This window comes from Isoptericola nanjingensis, from assembly GCF_050311635.1.
In the GTDB taxonomy this organism is placed as follows: Bacteria; Actinomycetota; Actinomycetes; order Actinomycetales; family Cellulomonadaceae; genus Isoptericola; species Isoptericola nanjingensis.
In genome coordinates this window covers 521,585-548,125 of sequence record NZ_JBNOZL010000002.1, presented here as the reverse complement: position 1 = coordinate 548,125, position 26,541 = coordinate 521,585, and the positions used below count along the sequence as shown (strand labels likewise).

Here is a 26,541-nt window from a genome sequence, read left to right as displayed (position 1 = left end):
TCCAGCCCGCCGGGAGTTGTCCACAGGCGGTACCGCTGCGCGACACTGGACGGGTGAGCACCCCCGAGACCGCCCCCGCCCCGCTGCGCCTCGGCACCCGCGGCAGCGCCCTCGCGACGACGCAGTCCGGCCTGGTCGCGCGCCGGCTGGAGGAGCTGCTGGGCCGGCCGGTCGAGCTGGTGCGCATCCGCACCGAGGGCGACGTGAAGACGGGCTCCCTCGCGTCGCTGGGCGGCACGGGCGTGTTCGTCACCGCGCTGCGGGAGGCGCTGGCGGGCGGTCGCTGCGACGTCGCCGTGCACTCGCTCAAGGACCTGCCGACGGCGCAGCCCGCCGAGCTCACGATCGCCACCCCCGAGCGGGAGGACCCGCGCGACGCGCTGTGCGCCCGCGACGGCCTCACCCTCGACACCCTGCCCCGCGGCGCGCGCGTCGGTACCGGCTCCCCGCGCCGGGCGGCGCTGGTACAGGCGGCGCGCCCCGACGTCGAGCTGGTGGACATCCGCGGCAACGTCGAGACCCGCCTCGCCCGCGCGCTCGGCCCGGACGCCGACCTGGACGCCGTCGTGCTCGCGCTCGCCGGCCTGACCCGGCTGGGCCGCACCGAGGTGGTCACGCAGGCGCTCGACCCGGCCGTCGTGGCCCCCGCGCCCGGGCAGGGGGCCCTCGCGGTCGAGGCCCGCACCGCCGACCTCGCGCCCGGCACGCCCCTGGCCGACGCGTTCGCCGCCCTCGACCACCGCCCCACGCGGCTCGCCGTGCTGGCCGAGCGCGCGGTGCTGGCGCGCCTCGAGGCCGGGTGCGCGGCTCCGGTCGGCGCGCACGCCCGCGTCGAGGCGGGCGAGCTGCAGCTCACCGCCGTCGTCGCGCGCGTGGACGGGACCGAGCAGCTCACGCACAGCGCGTCGGCGGTCCTCGCCGCGGACGACGCCCCCCTCGACCCGGCCGCGCAGGACGACGCCGCGACGGCCCTGGGGGTCCGCGTGGCCGAGGCTCTGCTCGCCGACGGCGCGGCGCGGCTCGCGCCGCTGGTGGGCGGCACGGTTGAGCCGCGCCGGGGCGAGGCGGACGCCGTCACCCCGCGCTCCGACGTCGAGCCCCTGCACACGCCCACCGGCACCGACGACCCGGAGGGCGCGTGACACCCGACACCCCCGCGACCCCGGCCCGCGCCGTGCTGGTGGCGCGGGCCCCCGAGCGTGCGGCAGGCCTCGCGGCCCGGCTGCGGGACGACGGGCTGGAGGTCGTCGTCGCGCCGGTGATCGAGCGCGCCCCGGCGGACGACCTCGCCCCCCTCGACGACGCCGTCCGCGGCCTGGCCCGGGGCGCCTACGTGTGGGCGGTCGTGACCAGCGTCAACGCCGTCGACGCGCTCGTCGACGCCGCCGCCCGGACCGGCACGAGCCTCGCGGAGACCCCCGCGCGTTGGGCCGCCGTCGGGCCCGCGACGACCCGTGCCCTCGCCGCGGCCGGCGTCACGACCGACCTCGTCCCCGACGACGACGCCACGGCCGCCGGCCTGGTCGCGGCGTTCCCCGACCCGGCCGTCACCGACCCGGAGACGCCGGCCGTGCTGCTGCCGCTCGGCGACCTCGCCCGGCCGACCCTCGACGACGGGCTGGCCGACCGCGGCTGGGCGCCGCACGTCGTGACGGCCTACCGGACGGTGCGCCACGCGCTGCCCGCGGACGTCGCGGAGCGCGCCCGCGCCGGCGGCTTCGACGTCGTCGTCGTCTCGTCCGGCTCGGTGGCGCGCGAGATCGCCGACCAGGCGGGCACCGGCACGCCCGTCGTCGCCATCGGCACCCCCTCGGCCGACGCCGCCCGCGAGGCCGGGCTGCGCGTCGCCGCGGTCGCGTCGCACCCCACCGACGACGCGCTCGCCGCCGCCGTCGCGCAGGCGCTGACCGACCCCGCAGCATCAGACCCGGCACCGTCAGCACCACGGCCCACGGGAGCGAACCGTGCGCCTGACACCTCAGCGAAGGAGCACCCGTGAGCACCTCGGGCACCGGCATCGTGTACCGACCGCGCCGCCTGCGCACCACCCCCCGCATGCGGCGCCTGGCCGCCGAGACCCGCCTGCACGCGGCGGACCTCGTGCTGCCGCTGTTCGTCAAGGAGGGCCTGGCCGAGCCGGCGCCGATCACCTCGATGCCCGGCCAGGTGCAGCACACCGAGGCCACGCTGCGCGACGCCGTCGCCGACGCTGCCCGCGCGGGACTGGGCGGCGTCATGCTGTTCGGCATCCCCGCCGAGCGCGACGCGACCGGCACCGCCGGCGACGACCCGGACGGCGTGCTGCAGCGCGGCATCCGCGTCGCGCGCGAGGCCGTCGCGGAGGTCGAGTCCGAGACCGGACGCCCGGGCCCCGTCGTCATGGCCGACACGTGCCTGGACGAGTTCACCGACCACGGCCACTGCGGCGTGCTCGCCGCCGACGGCACCGTGGACAACGACGCGACCCTCGACCGGTACGCGGCGATGGCCGTGGCCCAGGCGCGGGCGGGCGCGGAGGTCGTGGCGCCGTCCGGGATGATGGACGGCCAGGTGGCCGTCATCCGCGACGCGCTCGACGACGCCGGGTTCGACCAGGTGAGCATCCTCGCCTACAGCGCCAAGTACGCGAGCGCCTTCTACGGCCCGTTCCGCGAGGCCGTCGACAGCGCCCTGCAGGGCGACCGCCGCACGTACCAGATGGACGCCGCCAACGCCCGCGAGGGCCTGCGCGAGGCGGACCTCGACCTCGCCGAGGGCGCGGACATGGTCATGGTGAAGCCGGCGGGCACGTCGCTCGACGTGCTGCGCGGCGTCGCCGACCGGTCCGACGTCCCCGTGGCGGCGTACCAGGTCAGCGGCGAGTACGCGATGATCGAGGCGGCAGCCGCGAACGGCTGGATCGACCGCGAGGGCGCCGTGCTCGAGTCCGTGACCGCCATCAAGCGCGCCGGCGCCGACGTCGTCCTCACCTACTGGGCCAACGAGATCGCGGAGTGGATCAAGTGACCATGACGACCGACAACCACGCCGCGTTCCTGCGCGCGCAAGCCGCGATCCCCGGGGGCGTGAACTCCCCGGTCCGGGCGTACGGCTCGGTGGGCGGCGACCCGCGGTTCCTCGCCAGCGCGCGCGGCCCGTACGTCACCGACGTCGCGGGGCGCGAGTACGTGGACCTCGTCTGCTCGTGGGGCCCTGCCCTGCTGGGCCACGCGCACCCCGAGGTCGTCGCGGCCGTGCAGGACGCCGCCGCGCGCGGCCTGTCGTTCGGCGCGCCCACGGTGGCCGAGGTGGAGCTCGCGGAGGAGATCCGCCGCCGGGTGCCCGTCGCCGAGCGGGTGCGCCTGGTGTCCACGGGCACCGAGGCGACGATGACGGCGGTCCGGCTGGCGCGCGGCGTCACCGGCCGGCCTCTCGTCGTGAAGTTCGCCGGCTGCTACCACGGGCACGTCGACGCGCTGCTGGCGGAGGCCGGGTCGGGCGTCGCGACGCTCGCCATGCCGGGCACCGCCGGGGTCACGGAGGCGTCGGCGGCCGAGACGCTGGTGCTCCCCTACAACGACCTCGCCGCCGTCGAGGCCGCGTTCGCGCAGCACGGCTCGCGGATCGCCGCCGTCATCACCGAGGCGAGCCCCGCCAACATGGGCGTGGTGCCCCCGGCCGAGGGGTTCAACGAGGGCCTGCGCCGGATCACGCGCGCGCACGGCGCCCTGTTCGTCATGGACGAGGTGCTCACCGGCTTCCGCGTCGGCCCGTCCGGCTGGTGGGGGCTGGAGAACGCGCGCATCCGGGGCGAGGGCGGCGAGGGGTACACCCCCGACCTGATCACCTTCGGCAAGGTCGTGGGCGGCGGCATGCCCGTGGCGGGCCTGGGCGGCCCGGCGTCGGTCATGGACCAGCTCGCCCCGACCGGCCCGGTCTACCAGGCGGGCACGCTGTCCGGGAACCCGGTGGCGGTCGCCGCCGGCCTCGCGACGCTGCGCCTCGCCGACGACGCCATCTACGCGCGGGTCGACGCCGTCGCGGACGCCATCGCCACCGCGCTCGGCGACGCCCTGTCCGCCGAGGGCGTGGAGCACCGCGTGCAGCGCGCCGGGTCGCTGTTCTCGACGTTCTTCGGCCCGCTCGCCGCTGCCGAGGGCGTGCGCGACTACGCGCAGGCCCAGGCGCAGGAGGCGTACCGCTACCGTGCGCTGTTCCACGCGCTGCTCGACGCCGGCGTCAACCTGCCGCCGTCCGTCTTCGAGGCGTGGTTCGTCTCCGCCGCGCACGACGACGACGCGGTGAACCGCATCCTCGACGCCCTGCCCGCCGGCGCCCGCGCCGCCGCCGCGGCGACCGCCTGACGCCGGTGGTGGTCACGCACCCGACGCCTCGGGCGCTCGGGGCCGAGCGGTCCGTGCTGCTGGTGATCGACCTTCAGGTCGGGGTGCTCGACGGCTGCCTCGACGCCGACGGCGTGGTGCGCCGCACCGCCGCGCTCGTGGACCGGGCCCGCCGCGCGGGGACGCCTGTCGTCTGGGTCCAGGACCACGGCGACCTGCCCGAGGGCTCCCCCGGCTGGGAGCTCGCGGCGCCCCTCGAGCGGGCCTCGGGCGAGCCCCTGGTGCGCAAGGCGTACCGCGACTCGTTCGCGGGCACGGAGCTGGAGGACGTGCTGCACGACCTCGGCGCGACGCGCCTCGTCGTCGCCGGGGCGCAGTCCGACTACTGCATCCGCACCACGACGCAGGCCGCCGCGGCCCGCGGTCTCGACGTCACGCTCGTCAGCGACGCCCACACGACGACGGATGCCGAGTGGGAGGGCGTCGTGGTCCCGGCCGAGCACATCGTGGCGCACACGACCATGTACTTCTCCGGGCTGCGGTACCCGGGCCGCTCGCACGGCGTGGCCCCGCACGACCGGGTCCGGCTGACCACCTGACGTCGGCCCCGCCCGACGAGGTCAGGGAGCGACGGCCTTGTCCACGGTGCGCACCAGCATCGGGACGATGTCGTGCCGCGCGGCCTGCCCCTCGCGCAGCGTGGCCCACGCGAGGTAGAGCTGCGCCCAGACGACGCCCACCACCCACTCGAGGTCGAGCTCGGGATCGATGCTGCCCTCGCGGTGCCCGCGTGCCACGAGCGCCGCGAGCGGGGCGGCGCCCTCCCCGTCGAGGACGGCGTCCGGGACGACGCCGGTGAACAGCAGCGTGAGCAGGTCGCCCAGCAGCAGGTACTCGGGGCACAGCCGCCGCAGCGCGGAGCGCGCGTCGCCCTCGTCGAGCCGGGCCCGCGCGTGCGCCTCGGTCAGCCGCGCCACGGTCTCGGCGCCGACCGCCTCGAGCAGCGTGGCGCGGTCGGGAAAGTACCGGTGGAGGGTGGTGCGACCGACCCCGGCGGCGTCCGCGATCTGCCCGAGCGAGGCCGCGGGGTCGCGCGCGAGCCGGCCGACCGCGGCCTCGACGATCGCGCGCCGGGTCCGCGCGCGGGCGCCGGTCTCGGCGTCGTGCACCTCCGTCATGCGGCGAACGCTACACCCGGGAATGGTTCACTGCTTGACCACGTTGGAACATCAGTGTTCCACTTTGGAGCAGACCACCACGCCCGTCGGATCGTCAATCAGGGTTGACGAATTGAGGAGCGTCAACCATGGTTGACAGCATGGCCGCCACCGAGACCGCACCCCCACCAGACGCCAGGGCCACCAGCGACCCCGAGCGTTCCGGCCGCGAGCGCCTGCGCATCCTGCTCGGCTTCGTGCGCCCGCACCGCCGCACGCTCGCGCTCGGGCTGGTGCTCGGGCTGCTGGCCACGGCGATGAGCCTCGCCACCCCGATGGTCACCAAGTGGGTGCTCGACACGCTGTCGACCGGCGCGTCCCTGGGCGGCCCGGTCGCCTGGCTCCTCGCGCTCATGGTCGTCGGCTCCGTCGTCGGGCTGTTCCAGTGGATCCTCCTGGGCCGCCTCGCGGAGGACGTCGTCTACGAGGCCCGGTCGTCGATCGTCACGCGCTACCTGCGGGCCAAGGTCGGCGCCATCACCTCGAAGCCGGCCGGCGAGCTCGTCACGCGGGTCACCTCCGACACCCTGCTGCTGCGCGAGGCGACGTCGAACAGCCTGGTCAGCCTCGTCAACGGGTTCATCTCCCTGGTCGGCACGCTCGTCCTCATGGCGGTGCTCGACCTCACGCTGCTCGGCTCCACGGTGGTCGCGATCGTCGTCGTCGCCGTCGCGATGGGGCTGCTGCTGCCGGGCATCGGCAAGGCGCAGCACCGCACGCAGGAGGCGGTGGGCCGCCTGGGCGGCGCCGTCGAGGGCGCGGTGCGCGCCGTGCGCACGGTCAAGGCCAGCGGCGCGGAGGAGCGGCAGGGGACGAAGATCCTCGGCGACGCGCGCGAGGCGCGCAAGCACGCGGTGACGGCGGTGAAGACCGAGGCCGTCGCCTGGACCGTCTCGTGGGGCGGCATCCAGCTCGCGATCATCGTCATCCTCGGGCTCGGCGCCTGGCGCGTCTCGCAGGACCTGCTCGCCGTCTCCAGCCTCGTGGCGTTCCTGCTCTACGCGTTCAACATCGTCGGGCCGATCTCGGAGCTCACCCAGGCGTTCACCACCCTGCAGTCCGGCCTCGCCGCCGCGGAGCGGATCCGCGAGGTCGGGACGATGGAGCTCGAGGAGGACGGCGCCGCCGCGCGGCCAGCGTCCACGCCGCGCGCCCCCGGCCCCGACGGGCGCGACGGCGCGGCGCGCCCGGTCCTCGTGCTCGACGGCGTCACCGCGGGCTACGCCGAGGGCACTCCGGTGGTGCACGACGTCACCCTCGAGGTGCCGCGGCGCGGGCACGTGGCGCTCGTCGGCCCGTCCGGGGCGGGCAAGACGACGCTGCTCTCGCTGCTGCTGCGGTTCCTCGAGCCGACGGGCGGCGAGGTCCGCCTCGACGGCGTCCCGTACCGGGACCTGACGCACGCGCAGGTGCGCGCCCGCTTCGCCTACGTGGAGCAGGAGACGCCGGTGGTGCCGGGCACCATCCGGGAGAACCTGCTGTTCAGCCGGCCCGACGCCTCCGACGCCGAGGTGCGCGCGGTGCTGGAGGCCGTGCGCCTCGCGGCCGACCTGGACGCCCTGCCCGACGGCCTGGACACCTCGCTGGTGTCGTCCGCCGTCTCGGGCGGTCAGCGGCAGCGGATCGCCCTGGCCCGCGCGCTGCTCAAGGAGCCGGACGTGCTGCTGCTCGACGAGGCGACGTCGCAGGTGGACGGCCTCACCGAGGCGGCGATCCACGACGCGATCCGCGCGCACACCCGCCACGGCGCCGTCGTGACCGTGGCGCACCGGCTCTCCACGGTGCTGGACGCCGACCGGATCCTCGTCATGGAGGGCGGCCGGGTCAGGGCCAGCGGCACCCACGAGGAGCTGCACGCCACGGACGAGCTGTACCGCGACCTGGTCGCCGCGCTGCGCATCGCCGTCGACGACCCCGAGCCGGACGCCGTGCCTACCATCGCCTGACCTCTCGGTCGCCTTCGAGAACGGGATCCGTACCGTCACGTCATCGAATGGCGGTACGGATCCCGTTCTCGAAGGCGACAGGGACCTGGTGGTGACCAGCCGCGATGCAGAGATGTATGCGCGTTCACTATCGTGGGACCGCTCGCACGGCCGTGCGGGCGAGGGATGCGGTCAGGAGTTCCGGTGGCGAAGGCCCCCACGGTGTACGACGTCGCGCAGCGCGCGGGGGTCTCGATCGCGACGGTCTCGCGGGTGCTGCGGCGCCCGGACGACGTGCGCGAGCGCACCCGCACGGTGGTGCACGAGGCGATCCGCGAGCTGGGGTACGTGCCGTCCGGCGCGGCCCGCGGGCTGGCGGCGCGCTCGACGGGCGTGCTGGGCCTGTGCTTCCCCGACGTGGACGGCATCGACGAGGCCGCCGACCTGCCGGACCCGGTCCGCGTGGGCGAGGCGGTCGAGGTGGTGCGCGACGTCGGCGGCCCGGTCACGGCGCGCTGGAGCAACCTCTACCTCGGCGAGGTGATGCGCGGCGCGGAGCTGGAGGCGTGGCGCACCGGCCACGCGGTGATGATCGGCGTCGCGCGCGGGCTGCGGCGCGCGCAGGCGGTCAACGAGCTCGCCGGGCGCGTGGACGGCCTGGCGGTGCTGGCCAAGTCGGTGCCCGACGACCTGCTGGCGCACATCGCCCGCCGCGTCCCCGTCGTCGTCATGGCCGGCCCGCCGCAGGACGACGCCTACGACCACATCTCGGTGGACAACCGTGCAGGCACCCGCGCCCTGGTGGACCACCTGATCGCCGACCACGGCCTCCGCGACCTGGCGTTCGTGGGCGGCCCGTTCGACTCCCCCGACGCGCACGAGCGCTTCCAGGGCTTCCGCGACGCGCTCGCCGCGGCGGGCCTGCCCGTGCCCGACGAGCCGGTGGCACGCAGCGACTTCACGCGCACCGGCGCCCGCGACCTCGCCCGCCGGATGCTCGAGACCCACGTGACCGGCCGGGGGTCGGGGACCACGGGACAGGCGCTCCCCCGCGCGCTGGTGTGCTCCAACGACCAGACGGCGCTCGGCTTCCTCGACGTCCTCACCGAGGCCGGGGTCGACGTCCCGGGCGACGTCGTCCTCACCGGGTTCGACGGCATCGACGCCACGCAGGCGTCGATGCCGCGGCTCACCACCGTGAGCCAGCCGATGGTCGAGCTGGGGCGCGCCGCCGTGGAGCTGCTGCGCGGGCGCCTCGCCGACCCGTCGGCACCGGCAGCCACGGTGAACCTGCCCGTCCGCGTGCTGCTGCGCGAGAGCTGCGGCTGCTCGTGACCCTCGCCGACCGGGGCACCGCAGCGCACGCCCGGGCCGTTGGCCACACGGTTTGCCGCTCCGAAATGTATGCGCATACACTCGCCGGGACGCCGCACGCCGACCCCGGCGTGCGCGGGCCCTCACAGGAGAGGCCTCGACGAAGAGGAGTGGATGTCCATGACGCGCACAGCGCGCTCGGGGCGGCGCCTGGCCGCCATCGCGGCCACCGTCGCGGTGCTGGCCACGGCGGCCTGCTCGGCACCGGTGCAGAACAAGGGTGACGACGGCGCCGCCGGCGGCGCGACGTCGATGCTCATCGCGGCCGACAACGGCTCGCCGACGTTCGACCGGAACTTCAACCCGTACTCGTCCGGCAAGCGGAACACGACGACGTACATGTACGAGCCGCTGGTCATCATCAACGAGATGAGCGGCGAGGAGACCCCCTGGCTGGCCACGGGGTACGAGCAGCCCGACGCCAAGACCGTCGTCTTCACCATCCGGGACGGCGTCACCTGGTCGGACGGCGAGCCCCTCACCGCCGAGGACGTCAAGTACTCCTTCGAGCTCGTCAAGAAGCACCCCGAGATGGACCTCAAGGGTGCGTGGTCGCACCTGAAGTCCGTCGAGGTGGACGGCAAGACCGTCGTCGCGCACCTGAAGACCGACGACGTCCCCGCCGCGAAGATCCTCGCCCAGCAGCTCATCGTGCCCGAGCACATCTGGTCCGAGGTCAAGGACCCGGTCACCTGGACCAACGAGGAGCCCGTCGGGTCCGGCCCCTACACGCTCGGCACGTTCACGCCGAACCAGTACACGCTCACGAAGAACGCGACGTACTGGCAGGCGGACAAGGTGGCCGTCGAGGAGCTCGTGCAGCCCGCCGCCAACTCCGAGCTGGACATCGTCAACAACGGCTACGACTGGGCCTACGCGTTCATGAGCGACGTCGAGGACACCTGGGTCAAGGCCGACCCCGAGAACAACACCTACTGGTTCCCGGCGGGCGCGGCGATCTCGCTGATCCCGAACATGACGAAGGCGCCGTACGACGACGTCGACTTCCGCAAGGGGATCGCGCTGGCCCTGGACAAGCAGGTCATCGCCGACAAGGCCGAGCAGGGCTACGTCGACCGGGCCAGCCAGACCGGCCTCATGCTGCCGAACCAGGAGGCCATCCTCGACACGTCGATCCCGAACCAGGGCTACGTCGACCAGGACACCGACGCCGCCCTCGCCTCGTTCGAGAAGGCCGGGTACACGAAGAAGGGCGACAAGCTCGTCGACTCGTCCGGCAAGCCGCTGAAGGTCACGATCACCACCCCGAACGGCTGGTCCGACTGGCTGCAGGGCGTCGAGCAGGTCAAGGGCCAGCTCACCGCGATCGGCATCGACGTCACCGTCGTGCAGCCGCAGGCCGCGGCGTACCAGAAGGAGCTCCGCACGGGCGACTTCGACATGATCATGGGCACCGTCGGCGGTACCGGGCAGCCGTTCCAGGACTACAACGGCCTCATGGGCTCGGAGTTCCTGCTGCCCGTCGGCAAGACCTCCGCCGGCAACTTCGGCCGCTTCGAGTCGAAGGAGGCCGACGCGCTGCTCGCCGAGCTCAAGGTGACCACCGACGAGGCCAAGCAGCTCGAGATCACGCACCAGCTGGAGCAGATCACTTACGAGCAGCTGCCGATGATCGCGCTGTTCTACGGCGGCTCGTGGGGCCTGTTCTCGAACAAGAACTTCACCGGCTGGCCCAGCGCGGACGACCCCTACGCCTCCCCGAAGACGTGGGACTCCACCCCGCTGCTGATCCTCACGCACCTCGAGCCCGCCCAGGGCTGACGCCCGCCCGCCGGCCGGGCCCGACGACCGCCGTCAGGCCCGGCCGGCACCCCCTGCCCCACCGAACCGACCGACCCGGAGGCTCCGTTGCGCTACGCGCTCCGCAAGCTCGGCCTGCTGGTCCTCACGCTGTGGGCGGCGGTGACGCTGAACTTCGTCATCCCGCGCCTCATGCCCGGCTCGCCCGCTGACGCGGCCATCGCCAAGCTCGCCCAGAACGGCCCCGTGACGCCGTCGGTGCAGGCGGCGATCGAGGCCCAGCTCGGCGTGCCCGGCGGCAGCATCTGGGACCAGTACGTCACGTACCTGAACAACGTCATCCACCTCGACTTCGGGGTGTCCTACACCTTCTTCCCGCAGCAGGTCTCCGAGCTCGTCGCCGGCGCCCTGCCCTGGACGCTGATCATGGTCGGCGCCGTCACCGTCGTGGCGTTCGTGCTCGGCACCCTGATCGGCATCGGGGCGGCCTGGAAGCGCGGCACCTGGATGGACTCCCTGCCCACGGTGGCCGGCAGCTTCCTCTCCGCGTTCCCCTACTTCTGGACCGCGCTCCTCATCGTCTTCTTCCTCGGCTACGTGCTCGGCTGGTTCCCCACCTCGGGCGCCTACTCCGCCACCGCGGTGCCGAACCTGTCGTGGGAGTTCCTCGGCGACGTGCTGTACCACGCGACCCTGCCCGCGGTGACGATCCTCATCACGTCGCTCGGCGGCTGGATCCTCGGCATGCGCAACACGATGATCAACACGCTCGGCGACGACTACGTGACGTTCGCCGAGGCCAACGGCCTGCGCGGCCGCACCGTCGCGATCCGCTACGCCGCCCGCAACGCGATCCTGCCGAACCTCACCGGGTTCGGCATGGCGCTCGGCGGCGTCGTCGGCGGCTCCCTGCTCGTCGAGCAGGTGTTCGCGTACCCCGGCGTCGGCTACCTGCTGTTCAACGCCGTCACCAACCAGGACTTCCCGCTGATGCAGGCCCTCTTCCTCATGATCACCGTGAGCGTGCTGCTCGCGAACTTCCTGGTGGAGATCCTCTACGGCGTCCTCGACCCCCGAACGAGGCGGTGACCCCGATGGCTGACCCGACCACCACCACCACCGCGACGATCCCGGACCCCGAGGGTCCCGCCCCCGAGGCGGCCCGCGGCCCGCACCGGCCCGCCCGCACCCGCCTCGGCCGCACCGGCCAGGTGCTCGGCCGCGCGTTCGCCACCGTCTGGGCCAACCCCAAGGCGCGCGTGGGCCTCGTGATCCTGGGCCTGTTCGTCCTCATGGCGGTCTTCGCGCCGCTGCTGGCGCCGTACTCCCCGCACGACGACTCGTTCGCCCGCAACGAGCCCGGCAGCGCCGCGCACTGGCTCGGCACCACCGGCGCCGGCGAGGACGTGCTGTCCCAGGTGATCTACGGCGCCCGCGTCTCCCTGCTCGTCGGCTTCGTCGCCGGCGGCCTGTCGACCGTCGTCGCCGTCGTCATCGGCCTGTCGTGGGGCTACCTGCGCGGCTGGGGCAACGACGTCGTCAACTTCCTCGTCAACCTGTTCCTCGTGATGCCGGGCCTGCCGCTGATGATCATCATCGCGGCGTACCTGCAGAACGGCGGGCTGCCGATGATCATCCTGGTCGTCGTCATCACCGGCTGGGCGTGGGGCGCCCGCGTGCTGCGCTCGCAGACGCAGTCCCTGCGCTCGCGCGACTTCGTCACCGCGGCGATCTTCTCCGGCGAGAGCTCGGCCCGCGTGATCTTCCGCGAGATCCTGCCGAACATGACCTCGATGATCGCGGGGTCGTTCTTCGGCGCCGCGACGTCGGCGGTGCTCGCCGAGTCCGGCCTGTCGTTCCTCGGCCTGGGCGACATGGCCACCGTGAGCTGGGGCTCGATGATCTTCTGGGCCCAGAACTCGATGGCGATCCTCACCGGCCAGTGGATCCTCCTGTTCGCCCCGGGTCTGTGCATCGCGCTGCTGGCGACCTCCATGACCCTCGTGAACTTCGGCGTCGACGGGTTGTCCAACCCGCGCCTGCGGGAAGGGACCGGCCGATGAGCCTGCTCGAGATCCAGGACCTGTCCGTCGTCTACGAGCCCCGCGGGGCCGTCCCGACGCACGCCGTGAAGCACGCGAACCTCACCCTGGAGCAGGGCGAGTTCGTGGGCCTGGTCGGCGAGTCCGGCTCCGGCAAGTCGACGCTCGGCTTCGCCGTCACCCGCCTCGCCAAGGCCCCGGCGCGCATCTCCGCCGGCCGCATCGTGTTCGACGGCACCGACATCGCGCACCTGGACGCCGAGGAGCTGCGCGTGCAGCGCCGCGGCGGGTTCGCGATGGTGCTGCAGTCGGGCATGAACGCGCTCAACCCGGTGCGCACCATCGCGCACCACTTCGGCGACATCTTCGCCGCGCACGGCCACGTGCCGAAGGGCAGGCGCCGCCAGCGCGCCGTCGAGCTGCTGGACAAGGTGCAGCTGCCGTCCACGGTGCTCGACCGCTACCCCGGCGAGCTCTCCGGCGGCATGCGCCAGCGCGTCTCGATCGCGCTGGCCCTGTCGCTCGAGCCGCGCCTCATGGTGTTCGACGAGCCCACCACGGCCCTCGACGTGCTGGTGCAGCACGCCGTCATGGACACCATCCGCGAGCTGCAGGCCGCGGAGGGCTTCACCGCCGTGCTCATCTCGCACGACCTCGGCGTCGTGCTGGAGTCCGCGGAGCGCGTCGTCGTCATGCACGACGGCGAGATCGTCGAGGACGGCGCCTCGCGGCAGATCTTCTCCGCACCCGCGCACCCGTACACGCAGATGCTGCTGAGCCACTACGCCGACCCGCGGGCCGAGGTCGTGGAGCTGCCGGGCTTCGAGCGCAAGGCCCCTGCGGCCGTAGCGACCGGCGGGGCGGAGGACCGCGCGGCCCGCACGGGCGCTCGCGAGGCGCGCGCGGCCGCGCACGACGCGATCGTCGTCGACCACGTGTCGAAGGTGTACCCGCCGCCGCGCCGCGGCGAGAAGGCGGTCACCGCCGTCGACGACGTCTCGTTCCGGCTCGAGCCGGGCGCCGCGATGGCGCTGGTCGGCCAGTCGGGCTCCGGCAAGTCGACCATCGCCAAGATGGTCACCGGCGTGGAGCGACCGACGTCGGGCACCGTGACGTTCGGCGACCTGCGGGTCGACCGGCTGCGCCGCCGCCAGCTCAAGACGCTGCACGCGGACGTCCAGATGGTCTTCCAGGACCCGTACTCGGCGCTCAACCCGCTGCACACCGTGGAGTACACGCTCACGCGGCCGGTGGAGAACTTCACCGGGCTCAAGGGCGAGGCCGCGCGCGAGCGCGTGCTGGAGCTGCTCGAGACCGTGGGTCTCACGCCCGTGGAGCAGTACGCGGCCAAGCTGCCGCACCAGCTGTCGGGCGGGCAGCGCCAGCGCGTCGTCGTGGCGCGCGCCCTGGCGTCGGACCCGCAGGTGCTCATCGCCGACGAGCCGGTCTCCATGCTCGACGTGTCGCTGCGCGCCGGCGTGCTCAGCCTGCTGGAGGACCTGCGCGCCGACCTCGGCGTCTCGCTGCTGTACATCACGCACGACCTGCTGTCCGCGCGCGTCGTCACCGACCAGATCATGGTGCTGCACCACGGCAAGGTCGTGGAGTCCGGCGGCACCACGCAGGTGCTGCGGTTCCCCGAGGACGCGTACACGACCCAGCTGCTCGACGCGATCCCGCAGCCGGCCCGCCGCTTCTCCGACGGGGCCGCGTCGTGACCGCGCCCGCCCCGACGGCCGTCCGGCCCGGGGCGCCGTTCTCGGTGCTCCCGCTGCCGGACGGCGTCGAGCCGCTGGTGCTGGACGTGCCGGTGGGCCCGCTGACCGCGCTGCGGTCGGTCGTGCCGGACGGCGTGGAGCGCCGCGCCGTCGCGCTGCTGGTCCCCGGGTTCACCGGGTCGCGCGAGGACCACCGGCTGCTGCTGCCGCTGCTGGCCGAGCGCGGGGTCGAGGCGTGGACGTACTCCCAGCGCGGGCAGGCCGACTCGGTCGCGCCGCGCGGGGTGGGCGCCTACCGCCGCGACGACTTCACGGGCGACGCGCTCGACGTCGCCGTCGTCGTGGGCGCGGCCGCCGGCCTCCCCGCCGGCGACCTCCACCTGCTGGGGCACAGCTTCGGCGGCACGGTCGCGGCGGCCACGGCCGTGCGCGACGCCGCGCCGTTCGCCAGCCTCACCATGCTCTGCTCGGGCCCGCACGGCTGGCCGGGGCGCAAGGACGCCGAGCGCGACCGGCTGCTCGCCGCCGCCGGGCTCGTCGACCTGTGGACGCTCGACAACCCCGGGCTCGCCCGGCGCCTGTCCGAGGACCCGGCCGCCCTGGCCGCCCTCGACGTCGACGCCCGCTTCCACCGCGACCGCTCGGTCGCGACCAGCACGGACAACCTGCTGGGCGCGATCGACGTCCTCGCCGACGTCCGCGACGTCACGCCCGGCCTGGCCGCCACCGGCCTGCCGGTGCTGGTCGCGCACGGCGTGGACGACGCGGCGTGGCCGCAGCCGTGGCAGCGCGCCATGGCCGAGCGGCTCGGCGCCCGCTACGAGGTGATCGCCGACGCCGGTCATCTCCCCAACGTCGAGAACCCCGCCGCGACGGCGGACCTCCTGGCCGACTTCTGGACCACCTCCCGCTGAGCCACCCCCCGAACACCGCTCCACTACGTAAGGACCATCCCGTGCTGCACTTCCCCGAGGGCTTCCGCTGGGGCGCCGCCACCGCGGCCCACCAGATCGAGGGCAACAACGTCTCCAGCGACTGGTGGGTGCGCGAGCACGCCGCCGGCACCTCGATCGTCGAGCCCAGCGGCGACGCCGCGGACAGCTACCACCGTTACCGCGAGGACATGACGCTCCTGCGCGACGCCGGCCTCGACACGTACCGCTTCTCCATCGAGTGGGCGCGGATCGAGCCCGAGGAGGGCTTCGTCTCCCGCGCCGAGATCGCGCACTACCGCCGCATGGTGGAGACGTGCCTCGAGCTCGGCATCACCCCGATGGTCACGCTCATGCACTTCACGGTGCCGCGCTGGTTCTACGAGGAGGGCATGTGGCGCTCCCCGAAGGCGGCCGACCGCTTCGCCCGCTTCACCGAGCTCGCCCTGCCGATCCTCGGGAACGACGTCGACTACGTCTGCACCATCAACGAGCCCAACATCGCCGCGATGATCGCGGGCGGCGAGGACCCGGCCAACCTGGTCGCCTACGGGCTGCCCGCCCCCGACCTGCAGGTCGCGGACACGCTGCTGGAGTCGCACAAGCGCTCGCGCGAGATCCTCGCCGGCGTGGGCGGCATCAGCTCCGGCTGGACCGTCGCCACCCAGGACTTCCAGCCCGAGCCGGGCTGCGAGGACGTGGCCCACGAGTACGGCCACCAGCGCGACGACTGGTACCTCGAGGCCGCCCGCGGCGACGACTGGGTGGGCGTCCAGGCCTACACCCGCACCATCATCGGCCCCGACGGCCCGCGCCAGGTGCCCGAGGGCGTCGAGACCACCCTCACCGGCTGGGAGTTCTACCCCCTCGCCCTGGAGCACGGCGTGCGCTCGGCGTGGGAGAAGACCGAGGGCGTGCCGGTGTTCGTCACCGAGAACGGCATGGCGACCCAGGACGACGCGCGCCGCATCGACTACACCGAGGGCGCGCTGGCCGGCCTGCACGCCGCCATCTCCGACGGCATCGACGTGCGGGGCTACCTGCACTGGAGCCTGCTGGACAACTACGAGTGGGCCTCCGGGTTCCGCCCCACGTTCGGGCTCGTCGAGTTCGACAAGGAGACGTTCGAGCGCCGCCCGAAGCCGTCGCTGGGCTGGCTGGGCTCCGTCGCGCAGGCGAACGGCCTCACCGTCCGCTGACCCCGTCCGCGAGGCGGTACGGACCCTGCCGAGGTAGTGGGCTGCCCACGACCTCGGCACGGCCCGTACTACCTCGCGGGGTGCGGTACTACCTCGCGGAGACTCGTACTACCTCAGCGATCCTCGACCGACGGAAGGCTCAGGAGCCATGACCGACCTGCCGTACCGCGACCCGTCCCTGTCCCCCGCCGCACGGGTGGAGGACCTGCTGAGCCGCATGACGCTGCCCGAGAAGGTCGGGCAGATGCTGCAGCTCAACGCGATGGACGACCTCGACGAGATCGTCGTCGAGCGGCTGGCGGGGTCGATCCTGCACGCGTCGCCCTCGCGCGTCGTCGAGGCGATCGAGCTGGCCCGCGGCACGCGCCTGGGGATCCCGCTGCTGGTGGCCGACGACGCGATCCACGGGCACGGCTTCTTCCCCGGCGCGACCGTCTTCCCCAGCCAGCTGGGGATGGCGGCGACGTGGGACCTCGACCTCGTGGAGCGGGCGGCCCGCGCGACGGCGGTCGAGGCCGCCGCGACCGGCCTGCACTGGACCTTCTCCCCCGTGCTCTGCGCGACGCGCGACCTGCGCTGGGGCCGCGTGAACGAGACGTTCGGCGAGGACCCGTACCTCATCGGCGAGCTCGGCGCCGCGATGGTGCGCGGCTACCAGGGCGAGGGGCTCACCGACCCGACGGCGGTGCTCGCGACGGCCAAGCACTTCGCCGGCTACTCCGAGACCCAGGGCGGCCGCGACGCCACCGAGGCCGACCTCACGCCGCGCAAGCTCCGCTCCTGGTTCCTGCCGCCGTTCGAGCGCGTGGTCCGCGAGGGCGTGCGCACCGTGATGATCGGCTACCAGGCCATCGACGGCGTCCCCATCACGACCAGCCGCTGGCTGCTGCAGGGCGTCCTCAAGGACGAGTGGGGCTTCGACGGCACCCTCGTCACCGACTGGGACAACGTGGGCCGCATGGTGTGGGAGCAGTTCGTCAGCCCCGACCACGCGGCCGCGTCGGCCGCCGCCGTCGGCGCCGGCAACGACGTCATCATGGCGACGCCGACGTTCTTCGAGGGCGCGCAGGAGGCCCTCGCCGACGGGCGCATCGACGAGACGCGGCTCGACGACGCGGTGCGGCGCATCCTGCGCCTCAAGGTGGACCTCGGGCTGTTCGAGGACCCGCGGGCGCCGGTCGGCGAGCGCATCGAGGCCGTCGTCGGCTCGGCGGAGCACCGCGACCTCGCCCTCGACGTCGCGCGCGGCTCGCTGGTGCTGCTGGAGAACGACGGCACCCTGCCGCTCGCGGGCGGCCTCGTGGCGGACGACGACGGGCGCGCGGTCGCCCCGACCGGTGCCGCGCCGCTGCGCGTCGCCGTCGTCGGACCGAACGCCGACGACCCGCACGCCCAGCTCGGCGACTGGGCCGGCGCGTCGGGCCAGGTGAGCTGGATCCGCGACGGCCACCCGCGCGAGCTGACCGAGACGGTGCTGGACGGGCTGCGCGCCGTCGCGCCGCCGTCGTGGGAGGTGACGTACGCCCGCGGCGCCGACATCGTCGAGCTGGGACCCGACCCCGACGGCACGCACTTCCCCGACGGGCAGCCGCGCCCGCCGGCGGCCCTGCCCGCGCCGTCCGACCCGGCCCTGCTGGCCGAGGCGGAGGACGCGGCCCTCACGGCGGACGTCGTCGTCGCCGTGCTGGGCGACGAGGTCGCGCTGGCGGGCGAGGGCAGGTCGACCGCCACGCTGGAGCTCCAGGGCGGGCAGGCCGAGCTGCTGGAGCGGCTGGTCGCGACGGGCACTCCCGTGGTCGTCGTGCTCGTCGCCTCCAAGCCGCTCGTGCTGCCCGAGGCCGTGGGCCGCGCCGCCGCCCTCGTGCACGCCGCCAACCCCGGCATGCGCGGCGGCCGGGCCGTCGCGGAGCTGCTGCTCGGGCTGGTCGAGCCGACCGGCCGCCTGCCGATCTCCTACGCCCTGCACGCCGGGCAGCAGCCGGTCTTCTACCACCAGGTGCGCGGCCAGCACGGCACGCGGTACGCCGACCTCACGCAGCGCCCGCCGTACGTGTTCGGCGAGGGCCGGTCGTACACGACGGTCGAGTACTCCGGGCTGGAGCTGGACGCCGCCGACGTCGCGGCCGACGGCGTGGTGCGGGGCCGCGTCACCGTCGCCAACACCGGGGCCCGCCCGGCGGTCGAGACCGTGCAGGTGTACGTGAGCGACAAGGTCACGTCCGTGACCTGGGCGGACCGGGAGCTGAAGACCTTCCGCCGCGTGCCGCTGGCACCCGGCGAGAGCGTCGTCGTCGAGGTCGAGGTGCCCGCCACGGACTGCACGATCGTCGACGCCGCCGGCCGCCGCGTCGTCGAGCCGGGCGAGTTCGAGCTGCTCGTCGGTCCGAGCTCGCGCCGTGACGACCTGCTGGTGACGCCGTTCCGCGTCGGCTGACCGCTTCAAGGGTTGACGCATTACCCCCTAGGGGTATGGTGGACCCATGACCGACACCGGCACGCCCCTCCCCGACATTGCGACCGACGGCGGCCACCCGCACGACGGCCCGCACGGCTACGCCTCCGACAAGGAGGCCTACCTCAAGCGCATGCGCCGCATCGAGGGCCAGGTGCGCGGCATCGCCCGCATGATCGACGAGGACGTCTACTGCATCGACATCCTCACCCAGGTGTCCGCCGTGACCAAGGCGCTGCAGGCGGTCTCCATCGGCCTCGTCGAGGACCACCTGGGCCACTGCGTCGTCGACGCCGCCCGCGCGTCCGAGGCCGAGGGCGCCGCGAAGGTCAAGGAGGCCGCCGACGCCATCGGCCGGCTCGTCCGGTCCTGACCCACGTCTCACCCCTGCTGATCCACCCTCGATGAAGGAGCACGCATGAGCACCGTCACCACCCTGGGCGTCACCGGCATGACCTGCAGCAACTGCGTCGCGCACGTGACCAAGGACCTCTCCGCCGTCCCCGGCGTCGAGGACGTCTCCGTCGAGCTGCACGCCGGCGGCACCTCCGACGTCACCGTCTTCTCCGACGCCCCGCTCGACGAGGCCGCGCTGCGCGAGGCCGTCGACGAGGCGGGCTACGACGTCGAGTCCGTCGCCGTCCAGCAGGACGCGCTCGCCGCCCAGCAGGCCGCGCAGGCGCCCGCCCGCCAGGAGGCGCACAACTGCGCCTGCGGCTGCGGCACCGGCGAGGCCTCCGCCACCGAGACCGGCCCGGCGCGGAAGACCTACGACCTGGCCGTGCCCCCGCGCGCCTGAGTCCCCGCTCCCCGGAGCCCATCCCCGCGGACCGCCTGCCGAACCGTCGCGCCGCTCGACCACCACGAGCCGCCGCGACCCAGGCCCTCCGCGCCGCGCCGCCGTCCCCCCGACCCGGCGCCCCCACCGCGACCCCGCCGCCCCGGGTCGTCGCGGGTGACCTCCACCCAGCACCTCAGGGAGTCACCCTCATGAGCACCCCCACGTCCTCGCCGGTCGACCCGGCAGGGCCCGCCGCCGGCCCTCCGATCCTGGAGATCGACCTCGCCATCGAGGGCATGACCTGCGCGTCGTGCGTGGCGCGCGTCGAGAAGCGGCTCAACCGCGTCGACGGCGTCACCGCGACGGTGAACCTGCCGCTCGAGAGCGCTCACGTCGAGCTCACCGCGCCCGTCGACGACGCCGCGCTGGTCGAGGCCGTCGAGAAGGCCGGCTACGGCGCCCGAATCACCGGCCGCCGCGACGTCGCCCCGCCCGCCCCCGACCTGTCGGAGGCTCAGCGCACCCCGGTACGACCTCCGTCCGACACGTCCGCCCCCGGCGACGCCCGCGGGGCCGACCTGCGCCGTCGGCTCGTCGCGTCCGCGGCGCTCACCGTGCCGGTGGTCGTGCTGTCGATGATCCCCGCGCTGCAGTTCACGGGCTGGCAGTGGGTGGTCGCCGCCGCCGCGCTGCCGGTCGTGACGTGGGGCGCGTGGCCGTTCCACACCGCCGCGGCGCGGGCCGCCCGGCACGGCGCGTCCACGATGGACACGCTGGTCTCGCTCGGCGTGGCCGCCGCGACGCTGTGGTCCCTGTGGGCGCTCACGCTCGGCGGGGCGGGCGAGCTCGGCATGCGGATGCGGCCGTCGCTGATCCCGTCCGAGTCGGGCGGCGCGCCCGAGCTGTACTTCGAGGTCGCGGCCGTCGTCACGACCTTCCTGCTCGCCGGCCGCTACGCCGAGCACCGCTCCCGCCGCCGCGCCGGCGACGCCCTGCGCTCCCTGCTGGAGCTGGGCGCCAAGGACGCCGAGCGCGTGCGGCTCGCACCCGACGGCGCACCCCTGACCGGTCCCGACGGCGGGCGCGTCACCGAGCGCGTGCCCGTCGCGGACCTCGCCGTCGGCGACGTGTTCGTCGTGCGGCCGGGCGAGAAGGTCGCCACCGACGGCGAGGTGGTCGAGGGCGCGAGCGCCGTCGACACGTCGCTGCTCACGGGCGAGCCGGTCCCGGTCGACGTCGGCCCCGGCGACGCCGTCACCGGCGCGACCGTCAACACGTCCGGCCACCTGCTGGTGCGCGCCACGCGCGTGGGCGAGGAGACGACGCTCGCGCAGATCGGGCGCCTCGTGTCCCAGGCGCAGACCGGCAAGGCCCCCGTGGCCAGGCTCGCCGACCGCATCTCCGCCGTCTTCGTGCCGATCGTCATCGGGCTGTCGGTGCTCACCCTGGTGGGCTGGCTGCTGGCCGGCGCCGACGTCCAGCTCGCCTTCACCGCCGCCGTCGCGGTGCTGATCATCGCGTGCCCCTGCGCCCTCGGCCTCGCGACCCCCACCGCCCTGCTGGTCGGCACCGGCCGCGGCGCGCAGCTCGGCATCCTCATCAAGGGCCCGGAGATCCTGGAGTCCACCCGCCGCGTCGACACCGTCGTGCTCGACAAGACCGGCACCGTCACCGAGGGCCGCATGCAGGTGGAGCGCGTCGTCGCCGAGCTGTCAGGGCCAGGAGCAGGTTCTGATGGCCCTGGCCGTGACAACTCACGGGAGGACGAGGTGCTGGCGTACGCCGGCGCCGTCGAGGCCCTGAGCGAGCACCCGATCGCGCACGCCGTCGCGGCCGCCGCACGCGAGCTGTCAGGACCAGGAGCACGTTCTGATGGTCCTGGCCCTGACAGGTCGGGCGGGACGGGGGCGGACGGCGTCGGGATCGGCGCGCTGCAGGCGTTCGACTTCCGCGCGACGCCGGGCGGCGGGGTCGAGGCGGTCGTGCGGCGGGCGCACTCCGGCCTCGCCGGGCTCGCCGCGGACGGCGGGCTCAACGCCCGGCGGGTGCTCGTCGGGCAGCCGTCGTGGCTGGCCGGGGAGGGCGTCGCGTTCGACGGCGACCTCGCGGCGGCGTTCGCCGACGCCGAGGCGACCGGCGCGAGCGCCGTCGTCGTCGCGTGGGACGGCGCCGCCCGCGGCGTCGTCGTGCTGCGCGACCCGGTCAAGGCGACCTCCGCCGAGGCGGTGCGCGAGCTGCGCGACCTCGGGCTCCGGCCGGTCCTGCTCACCGGCGACGGCGAGGGCGCGGCCCGCGTCGCCGCCCGTGAGGTCGGCATCGCCGAGGAGGACGTCATCGCCCGCGTGCTGCCGCAGGACAAGGCGGCGGTCGTGACGCGGCTGCGCTCCGAGGGCCGGGTCGTGGCGATGGTCGGCGACGGCGTGAACGACGCCGCCGCCCTCGCCACGGCGGACCTGGGGCTCGCGATGGGCACGGGCACCGACGTCGCGATCGAGGCGAGCGACATCACGCTCGTCCGCGGCGACCTGCGCTCCGCGCCCGCAGCCGTCCGGCTCTCGCGCGGCACGCTGCGCGTGATCAAGCAGAACCTGTTCTGGGCCTTCGCCTACAACGTGGCGGCGATCCCGCTCGCCGCGGCAGGCCTGCTCAACCCGATGATCGCCGGGGCGGCCATGGCCGCGTCGTCCGTCATCGTCGTCGGCAACTCGCTGCGCCTGCGCCGCGCCGGCTGACCCTCCCGCGATGGTGTGGGCGCGATGTCGGGGACGCATGGTCCCCGACATCGCGCCCACAACACAGCCGGTGGCGGGCAGGCAGGTCAGCGGAAGCGGCGGCCCTCGTCGCGGCGGTAGGCGCCGGCGGCGAGGACGGCGAACAGCACGGTCCAGCCGAGCAGCACGACCCACGCCAGCCCGTAGGCGGGCTCGCCGGTGAGCGCCTGCACCAGCAGGTCACGACCGGCGCGCGTCGGGGTGGCCTGCGAGATCGCGTCCAGCCACTCCGGGAACGCCTGCGGCGGCAGGAACAGGCCGCCCGCGAACGCCAGGGGGAACAGCACCGCCTGCACGACCGGCAGCGCGGCCTTGGCGGACAGCGAGTACCCCACCGCCATGCCGAGCAGCACGAACGGCACGGAGACCAGCAGGATGGTGCCCACCCCGGCGAGCAGCTGCCCGAACGTCACGGTCGCCGCCGTGAAAAGCCAGCCGATGAGGATCAGCGGGACCAACCCGAACAGCGCGAAGATCGCGCCGTTGCCGATCCGCGCGACCATCCGCGGGCCGGGGCCGGCGGGCAGGGAGCGCAGGAACGGGTCGAACGGGAGCTGCCGGTCCTCGGCCACGCCCAGCCCGTAGGTGAACAGGCTCGCCGAGCAGACGGCGAACAGGCCGAGGCTCGCCACCGACATCGTGGCCCACAGCGGGTTCTGCGCGACCTCGCGCTGCGGCACGACGAAGAAGAACATCGCCAGCGCGGGGAACAGCATGTTGCCCAGCACCGCGATGGGCACCCGCACCGTCTCGAGGAACTGGTAGCGCAGGTGCAGCCAGGTCAGCCGCAGCGGTCCCGGGGCCGTCCCCGCCCGGGTGGGGGTCGTCGTCGCGCTCATCGTGCCGCCTCCGTCACCATCTCCTCGAACGCCTCCTCGAGGCTCGCGCCCCGGATGCGGAGGTCGTGGAAGTCCACCTCGCCGCGCACCAGCGACCGGACGAGCTCGTCGGCGTCCGCCGTGTACAGCTCCTGCGTGCCGTCGTCGAGTCGTTCGGCGCGCACGACGCCGGGCCACGCGGCCAGGTCGGCCGTCGCGCGCAGCGCCACCCGCCGCAGGCCCACGCGTCGCAGGATGGCGTCGAGCGTGTCGTCCGCCCGCACCACGCCGCGGTCGATGACGACGACGCGCTGCGCCAGCGCCTGCACCTCCTCGAGGTAGTGGCTGGTGAGCAGGACCGTGCCGCCGTCCGCGTGGTAGGCGCGGATCGCGTCCCACAGCGCCTGGCGGGCGCCGACGTCGAGCCCGGTGGTGGGCTCGTCGAGCAGGACGACGCGCGGCCGCCCCACCAGCGACAGCGCGACGGCGAGCCGCCGCTTCTGCCCGCCGGACAGGGCGCCCGTCTGGCGGCGGGCCAGGTCGGCGAGCCCGAACTGCTCCAGCAGCTCGCCGGTGGGCACGGGGCCGGCGAAGTGCCCGCCGACGAAGTCGACCACCTCGCGCACCCGCAGCGTGGCGGGCAGCCCCGTCTCCTGCGGGGTGATGCCGAGGCCGGCGCGGCTGGCGGCGTCGCGCGGGTCGCCGCCCAGCAGGCGCACGGTGCCCGCGTCGGGGCGGCGCTGGCCGCTGACCAGCGAGAGCAGCGTGGACTTGCCGGCCCCGTTGGGCCCGAGCAGGCCCACGAGCTCGCCGGGCCCGACGTCGAGCGACACGTCGTCGAGCGCGACGACGTCGCCGAACCGCCGGGTGACACCGCGCACGGCGACGACGGCGGGGACCGTTGCGGGCACGGGGTCGGGCGCGGCGGCGGGCACGGGCGGCGTGTCGGCCCGGGCGGGGGCACGCTCCGGGGGGCGGGTGCGGGTCATGATCCGGCTCCTCTCAGCAGGCCGGTCAGGGCCTCTTGGTAGTCCTCGAACGCGCGGCGCCCCTGCGGGGTGAGCGCGAGATAGGTCGCGGGGGTGCGGCCCTCGTGGGTCTTGGTGACGCGGACGTAGCCCGCGTCCTCGAGCTTGCGCAGGTGGGTGGACAGGTTCCCGGCGGTCATGTCGAGCAGCTTCTGCAGCCTGGGGAAGCTCAGCTCGTCGCCGGCGTCCAGGGCGGCGAGCGTCGCGACGACGCGCAGCCGGGCGGGCGCGTGGATGACCGGGTCGAGGGCGTCAGCCACGGCCCGCCCCCTCCCCCGCGCGGCGCCGTCGGCGCACGATGCGCAGGTGGTCGACGAGGGCCATCACGAGGAAGCCGCCCCCGCCGGCGAACGCCATCACGAGGTAGGTGAGGGGCAGGCCGGCGAGCGTCGCGGCCGCGGCGACGAGCAGGATCCACCCGCCCAGGACGAACAGGGAGCGGTCGTCGAACGCGACCGCCCCGCCCAGGTACAGCAGCCCGACGACGAGGCACGCGCCGCCGTTGCTGGCGAGGCCCATGAGCTCCCCGTCCGCGCCCGCGCGGGCGAGCCCGCCGAGGAACGCGCTGAAGGTGAGGAAGCCGAGCATCCACGCCCAGCCGTACATCGCGCCCGTCCGGGCGGAGACGCCGCGCGTGCCGGACGTGCGGCTCATGGTGTGCACCATCGTGAACACGACGGCCGCGGCGAGGGCGCCGGCGAAGACCCAGTACGCCCAGGCCTCCGGCTGCTCGCGGCCCTGCGCGCTGAACCACAGCACCAGGTAGCCGGCCAGCCATGCGACGCCCCACGCGCCGTAGAGCGCGCGGCCGTCCGGCCCGAGGGCCGCGCGGGCCCGGTCCTGCTGCTCGCGGATGAGCCGGAGCGAGTCGGCGGCGGCCAGCCCGGCGTCGTCGGTGGCGTCGCCAGGGCGGTCGGGGTGGTCGGTCATGGCTCCCTCTCGAGGATCCTGCAGACGACTTTGCGCTGCAAACTGGTTTGTTGATCATGACACCGAGCGGCTCCGCGCACAACCCCCCCCCCCCCTCGCCTACGCCCCGGAGATCGCCCGGGCCATGCTGCAGCGCCAGCAGGCGGGCGCGATCATCGCCGCCCGGTCGCGGATCGTCGAGGGCGCCGTCTCGATGGTCGCGGACGCGCTGAACCGCCTCGAGTCCGAGGGCGTCGTCACGCTCGACGACGAGCGCCGCGCCACCACGTTCTCCAACCTGCTGGTGGTGCTGTGCGGCGAGAGCCGCGCCACCCCGTCGTCACGCGGGATCGCTGCACCTGCGACGCCCGCGCCCCTGAACCCGGGGACCAGCGCTCAAGGACGCCGCCGTCCTCCTGACCGCCGTCCAGGGGCGGGTGCTATAACCGGACGGTGGCCGACCCGCAGACGATGACGCCCGCGGCGCGACGCCGCACCACCGCCGAGATCTGGATCGTGCTGGGCCTCAGCCTGGGGCAGAGCGGCGTGTACGCCCTGGTCAACATCATCGCGAGGCTGACGGCCGAGACCCCGCTCGCGGAGCAGTCCGCGACCCTCAACGCCAGCCAGTCGGACCGCTCGCTCCTCGACCTCACCTACCAGCTGCTGGGGATCTTCTTCGCGCTGGTCCCGGTCGCGCTGGCGCTGTACCTGCTCAGCGGGCGGGCGGGCGCCACGTGGCGGGGCACGCGCCGTCGGATCGGCCTCGACTGGGGCCTGGAGGACGCGCGCCCCGGCCGCGACGTCGCGTGGGGCTTCGCGCTGGCCGCCGCCATCGGCATCCCGGGGCTCGCGTTCTACGCCCTCGGCCGCCTGCTCGGCATCACGGTCCAGGTGCAGGCCAGCGCCCTGAACGAGCACTGGTGGACGGTGCCGGTCCTCGTCGTCGCCGCCCTGCAGAACGGTCTGCTCGAGGAGGTCGTGGCCGTCGCGTACCTGCACGAGCGCACCCGCGACCTCGGGTGGTCCCGCCTGTGGTTCGTGGTGTGGAGCTCGCTGCTGCGCGGCTCGTACCACCTGTACCAGGGCATCGGCCCGTTCTTCGGCAACGTCGTGATGGGGCTGGTGTTCTCGTGGTTCTACACCAGCCGGTGGGGCCGGCAGCGGGTGGTGCCGCTCGTCGTCGCGCACACCCTGCTCGACGTCGTCGCCTTCGTCGGCTACGCGCTGCTGCCGCAGGGGTGGAAGGACGCGCTCGGCCTCTGATCGGCGACCGAGCGCGTCCCGCCGGG

At 74.4% G+C, this 26,541-nt stretch carries 23 protein-coding genes and 1 pseudogene; 19 read left to right on the top strand and 5 right to left on the bottom strand.

The genetic code is table 11. The annotated features are described in order from the left end of the window. The first annotated feature begins 53 nt into the window (after positions 1-53). Genes hemC through ACQP6G_RS05315 form a run of 5 tightly spaced genes read left to right on the top strand, consistent with a single transcriptional unit; the run spans position 54 to position 4,921 of the window. Positions 54-1,142, top strand: coding sequence for a hydroxymethylbilane synthase (gene hemC / locus ACQP6G_RS05335; RefSeq protein ID WP_429763170.1), 1,089 nt, complete (start codon positions 54-56; stop codon positions 1,140-1,142). Next, a complete protein-coding gene (locus ACQP6G_RS05330) occupies positions 1,139-1,999 on the top strand; it encodes a uroporphyrinogen-III synthase (protein WP_429763169.1) in 861 nt (286 codons plus the stop codon). The genes hemC and ACQP6G_RS05330 overlap by 4 nt, the downstream gene beginning before the upstream one ends. 56 nt (positions 2,000-2,055) lie before the next feature. Next, entirely contained in the window at positions 2,056-3,006 is a 951-nt protein-coding gene (gene hemB, locus ACQP6G_RS05325; protein ID WP_429763223.1) for a porphobilinogen synthase, read from the top strand. Positions 3,007-3,008: 2 nt separating this feature from the next. Then, positions 3,009-4,343, top strand: a complete 1,335-nt coding sequence (gene hemL / locus ACQP6G_RS05320) for a glutamate-1-semialdehyde 2,1-aminomutase (RefSeq protein ID WP_429763168.1) — start codon at positions 3,009-3,011, stop codon at positions 4,341-4,343. Positions 4,344-4,348: 5 nt separating this feature from the next. Further along, the gene (locus ACQP6G_RS05315) at positions 4,349-4,921 is read left to right on the top strand and encodes a cysteine hydrolase family protein (protein ID WP_429763167.1); all 573 of its coding nucleotides are present in this window, start codon (positions 4,349-4,351) and stop codon (positions 4,919-4,921) included. 21 nt (positions 4,922-4,942) lie between these two features. Here the strand turns inward: ACQP6G_RS05315 and ACQP6G_RS05310 are convergent, their stop codons facing one another. Beyond that, entirely contained in the window at positions 4,943-5,500 is a 558-nt protein-coding gene (locus tag ACQP6G_RS05310) for a TetR/AcrR family transcriptional regulator (RefSeq protein ID WP_429763166.1), read from the bottom strand. A gap of 128 nt (positions 5,501-5,628) precedes the next feature. Here ACQP6G_RS05310 and ACQP6G_RS05305 point away from each other — a divergent pair, with 128 nt between their 5' ends. The 12 genes from ACQP6G_RS05305 to ACQP6G_RS05250 all read left to right on the top strand — a co-directional run bounded on the left by ACQP6G_RS05305 (position 5,629) and on the right by ACQP6G_RS05250 (position 22,455). Further along, positions 5,629-7,485, top strand: coding sequence for an ABC transporter ATP-binding protein (locus ACQP6G_RS05305; RefSeq protein WP_429763165.1), 1,857 nt, complete (start codon positions 5,629-5,631; stop codon positions 7,483-7,485). Between the two features lie 183 nt (positions 7,486-7,668). Then, a complete protein-coding gene (locus ACQP6G_RS05300) occupies positions 7,669-8,799 on the top strand; it encodes a LacI family DNA-binding transcriptional regulator (protein ID WP_429763164.1) in 1,131 nt (376 codons plus the stop codon). Positions 8,800-8,958: 159 nt separating this feature from the next. Beyond that, on the top strand, positions 8,959-10,620 hold the full coding sequence (locus ACQP6G_RS05295; RefSeq protein ID WP_429763163.1) for an ABC transporter substrate-binding protein: 1,662 nt from the start codon (positions 8,959-8,961) through the stop codon (positions 10,618-10,620). Positions 10,621-10,707: 87 nt separating this feature from the next. Next, a complete protein-coding gene (locus ACQP6G_RS05290; protein ID WP_429763162.1) occupies positions 10,708-11,688 on the top strand; it encodes an ABC transporter permease in 981 nt (326 codons plus the stop codon). Positions 11,689-11,693: 5 nt separating this feature from the next. After that, entirely contained in the window at positions 11,694-12,662 is a 969-nt protein-coding gene (locus ACQP6G_RS05285) for an ABC transporter permease (RefSeq protein ID WP_429763161.1), read from the top strand. Next, a complete protein-coding gene (locus tag ACQP6G_RS05280) occupies positions 12,659-14,359 on the top strand; it encodes an ABC transporter ATP-binding protein (protein ID WP_429763160.1) in 1,701 nt (566 codons plus the stop codon). The genes ACQP6G_RS05285 and ACQP6G_RS05280 overlap by 4 nt, the downstream gene beginning before the upstream one ends. Next, complete coding sequence (locus tag ACQP6G_RS05275) at positions 14,356-15,273, top strand: alpha/beta fold hydrolase (RefSeq protein ID WP_429763159.1); 918 nt, start codon at positions 14,356-14,358, stop codon at positions 15,271-15,273. Before ACQP6G_RS05280 ends, ACQP6G_RS05275 begins: the two co-directional genes overlap by 4 nt. 41 nt (positions 15,274-15,314) lie before the next feature. After that, a complete protein-coding gene (locus ACQP6G_RS05270; protein ID WP_429763158.1) occupies positions 15,315-16,490 on the top strand; it encodes a glycoside hydrolase family 1 protein in 1,176 nt (391 codons plus the stop codon). A gap of 148 nt (positions 16,491-16,638) precedes the next feature. After that, complete coding sequence (locus ACQP6G_RS05265; protein ID WP_429763156.1) at positions 16,639-18,924, top strand: glycoside hydrolase family 3 N-terminal domain-containing protein; 2,286 nt, start codon at positions 16,639-16,641, stop codon at positions 18,922-18,924. A 46-nt stretch (positions 18,925-18,970) separates the two neighbouring features. After that, entirely contained in the window at positions 18,971-19,315 is a 345-nt protein-coding gene (locus ACQP6G_RS05260; protein ID WP_429763155.1) for a metal-sensitive transcriptional regulator, read from the top strand. 45 nt (positions 19,316-19,360) lie between these two features. Then, the gene (locus ACQP6G_RS05255; protein WP_429763154.1) at positions 19,361-19,741 is read left to right on the top strand and encodes a heavy-metal-associated domain-containing protein; all 381 of its coding nucleotides are present in this window, start codon (positions 19,361-19,363) and stop codon (positions 19,739-19,741) included. A 191-nt stretch (positions 19,742-19,932) separates the two neighbouring features. After that, complete coding sequence (locus tag ACQP6G_RS05250; protein ID WP_429763153.1) at positions 19,933-22,455, top strand: heavy metal translocating P-type ATPase; 2,523 nt, start codon at positions 19,933-19,935, stop codon at positions 22,453-22,455. Positions 22,456-22,541: 86 nt separating this feature from the next. On the opposite strand, the gene ACQP6G_RS05245 is transcribed toward ACQP6G_RS05250, so the two are convergent. The 4 genes from ACQP6G_RS05245 to ACQP6G_RS05230 are packed head-to-tail and all read right to left on the bottom strand — an operon-like array spanning position 22,542 to position 25,270. After that, positions 22,542-23,333 (bottom strand): ABC transporter permease, encoded by a 792-nt coding sequence (locus tag ACQP6G_RS05245; protein ID WP_429763152.1) that lies wholly within the window; start codon positions 23,331-23,333, stop codon positions 22,542-22,544. After that, complete coding sequence (locus ACQP6G_RS05240; RefSeq protein ID WP_429763151.1) at positions 23,330-24,301, bottom strand: ABC transporter ATP-binding protein; 972 nt, start codon at positions 24,299-24,301, stop codon at positions 23,330-23,332. The genes ACQP6G_RS05245 and ACQP6G_RS05240 overlap by 4 nt, the downstream gene beginning before the upstream one ends. Next, positions 24,298-24,600, bottom strand: a complete 303-nt coding sequence (locus ACQP6G_RS05235) for a transcriptional regulator (protein ID WP_429763150.1) — start codon at positions 24,598-24,600, stop codon at positions 24,298-24,300. The genes ACQP6G_RS05240 and ACQP6G_RS05235 overlap by 4 nt, the downstream gene beginning before the upstream one ends. Next, positions 24,593-25,270 (bottom strand): hypothetical protein, encoded by a 678-nt coding sequence (locus ACQP6G_RS05230; RefSeq protein WP_429763149.1) that lies wholly within the window; start codon positions 25,268-25,270, stop codon positions 24,593-24,595. Before ACQP6G_RS05230 ends, ACQP6G_RS05235 begins: the two co-directional genes overlap by 8 nt. A 94-nt stretch (positions 25,271-25,364) precedes the next feature. On the opposite strand from ACQP6G_RS05230, the pseudogene ACQP6G_RS05225 reads away from it, so the two are divergent. Then, positions 25,365-25,586, top strand: a pseudogene (locus ACQP6G_RS05225) (SPFH domain-containing protein); the annotation flags it as partial. 134 nt (positions 25,587-25,720) lie between these two features. Next, on the top strand, positions 25,721-26,515 hold the full coding sequence (locus tag ACQP6G_RS05220; RefSeq protein ID WP_429763222.1) for a CPBP family intramembrane glutamic endopeptidase: 795 nt from the start codon (positions 25,721-25,723) through the stop codon (positions 26,513-26,515). The last annotated feature ends 26 nt before the right edge of the window (positions 26,516-26,541 follow it).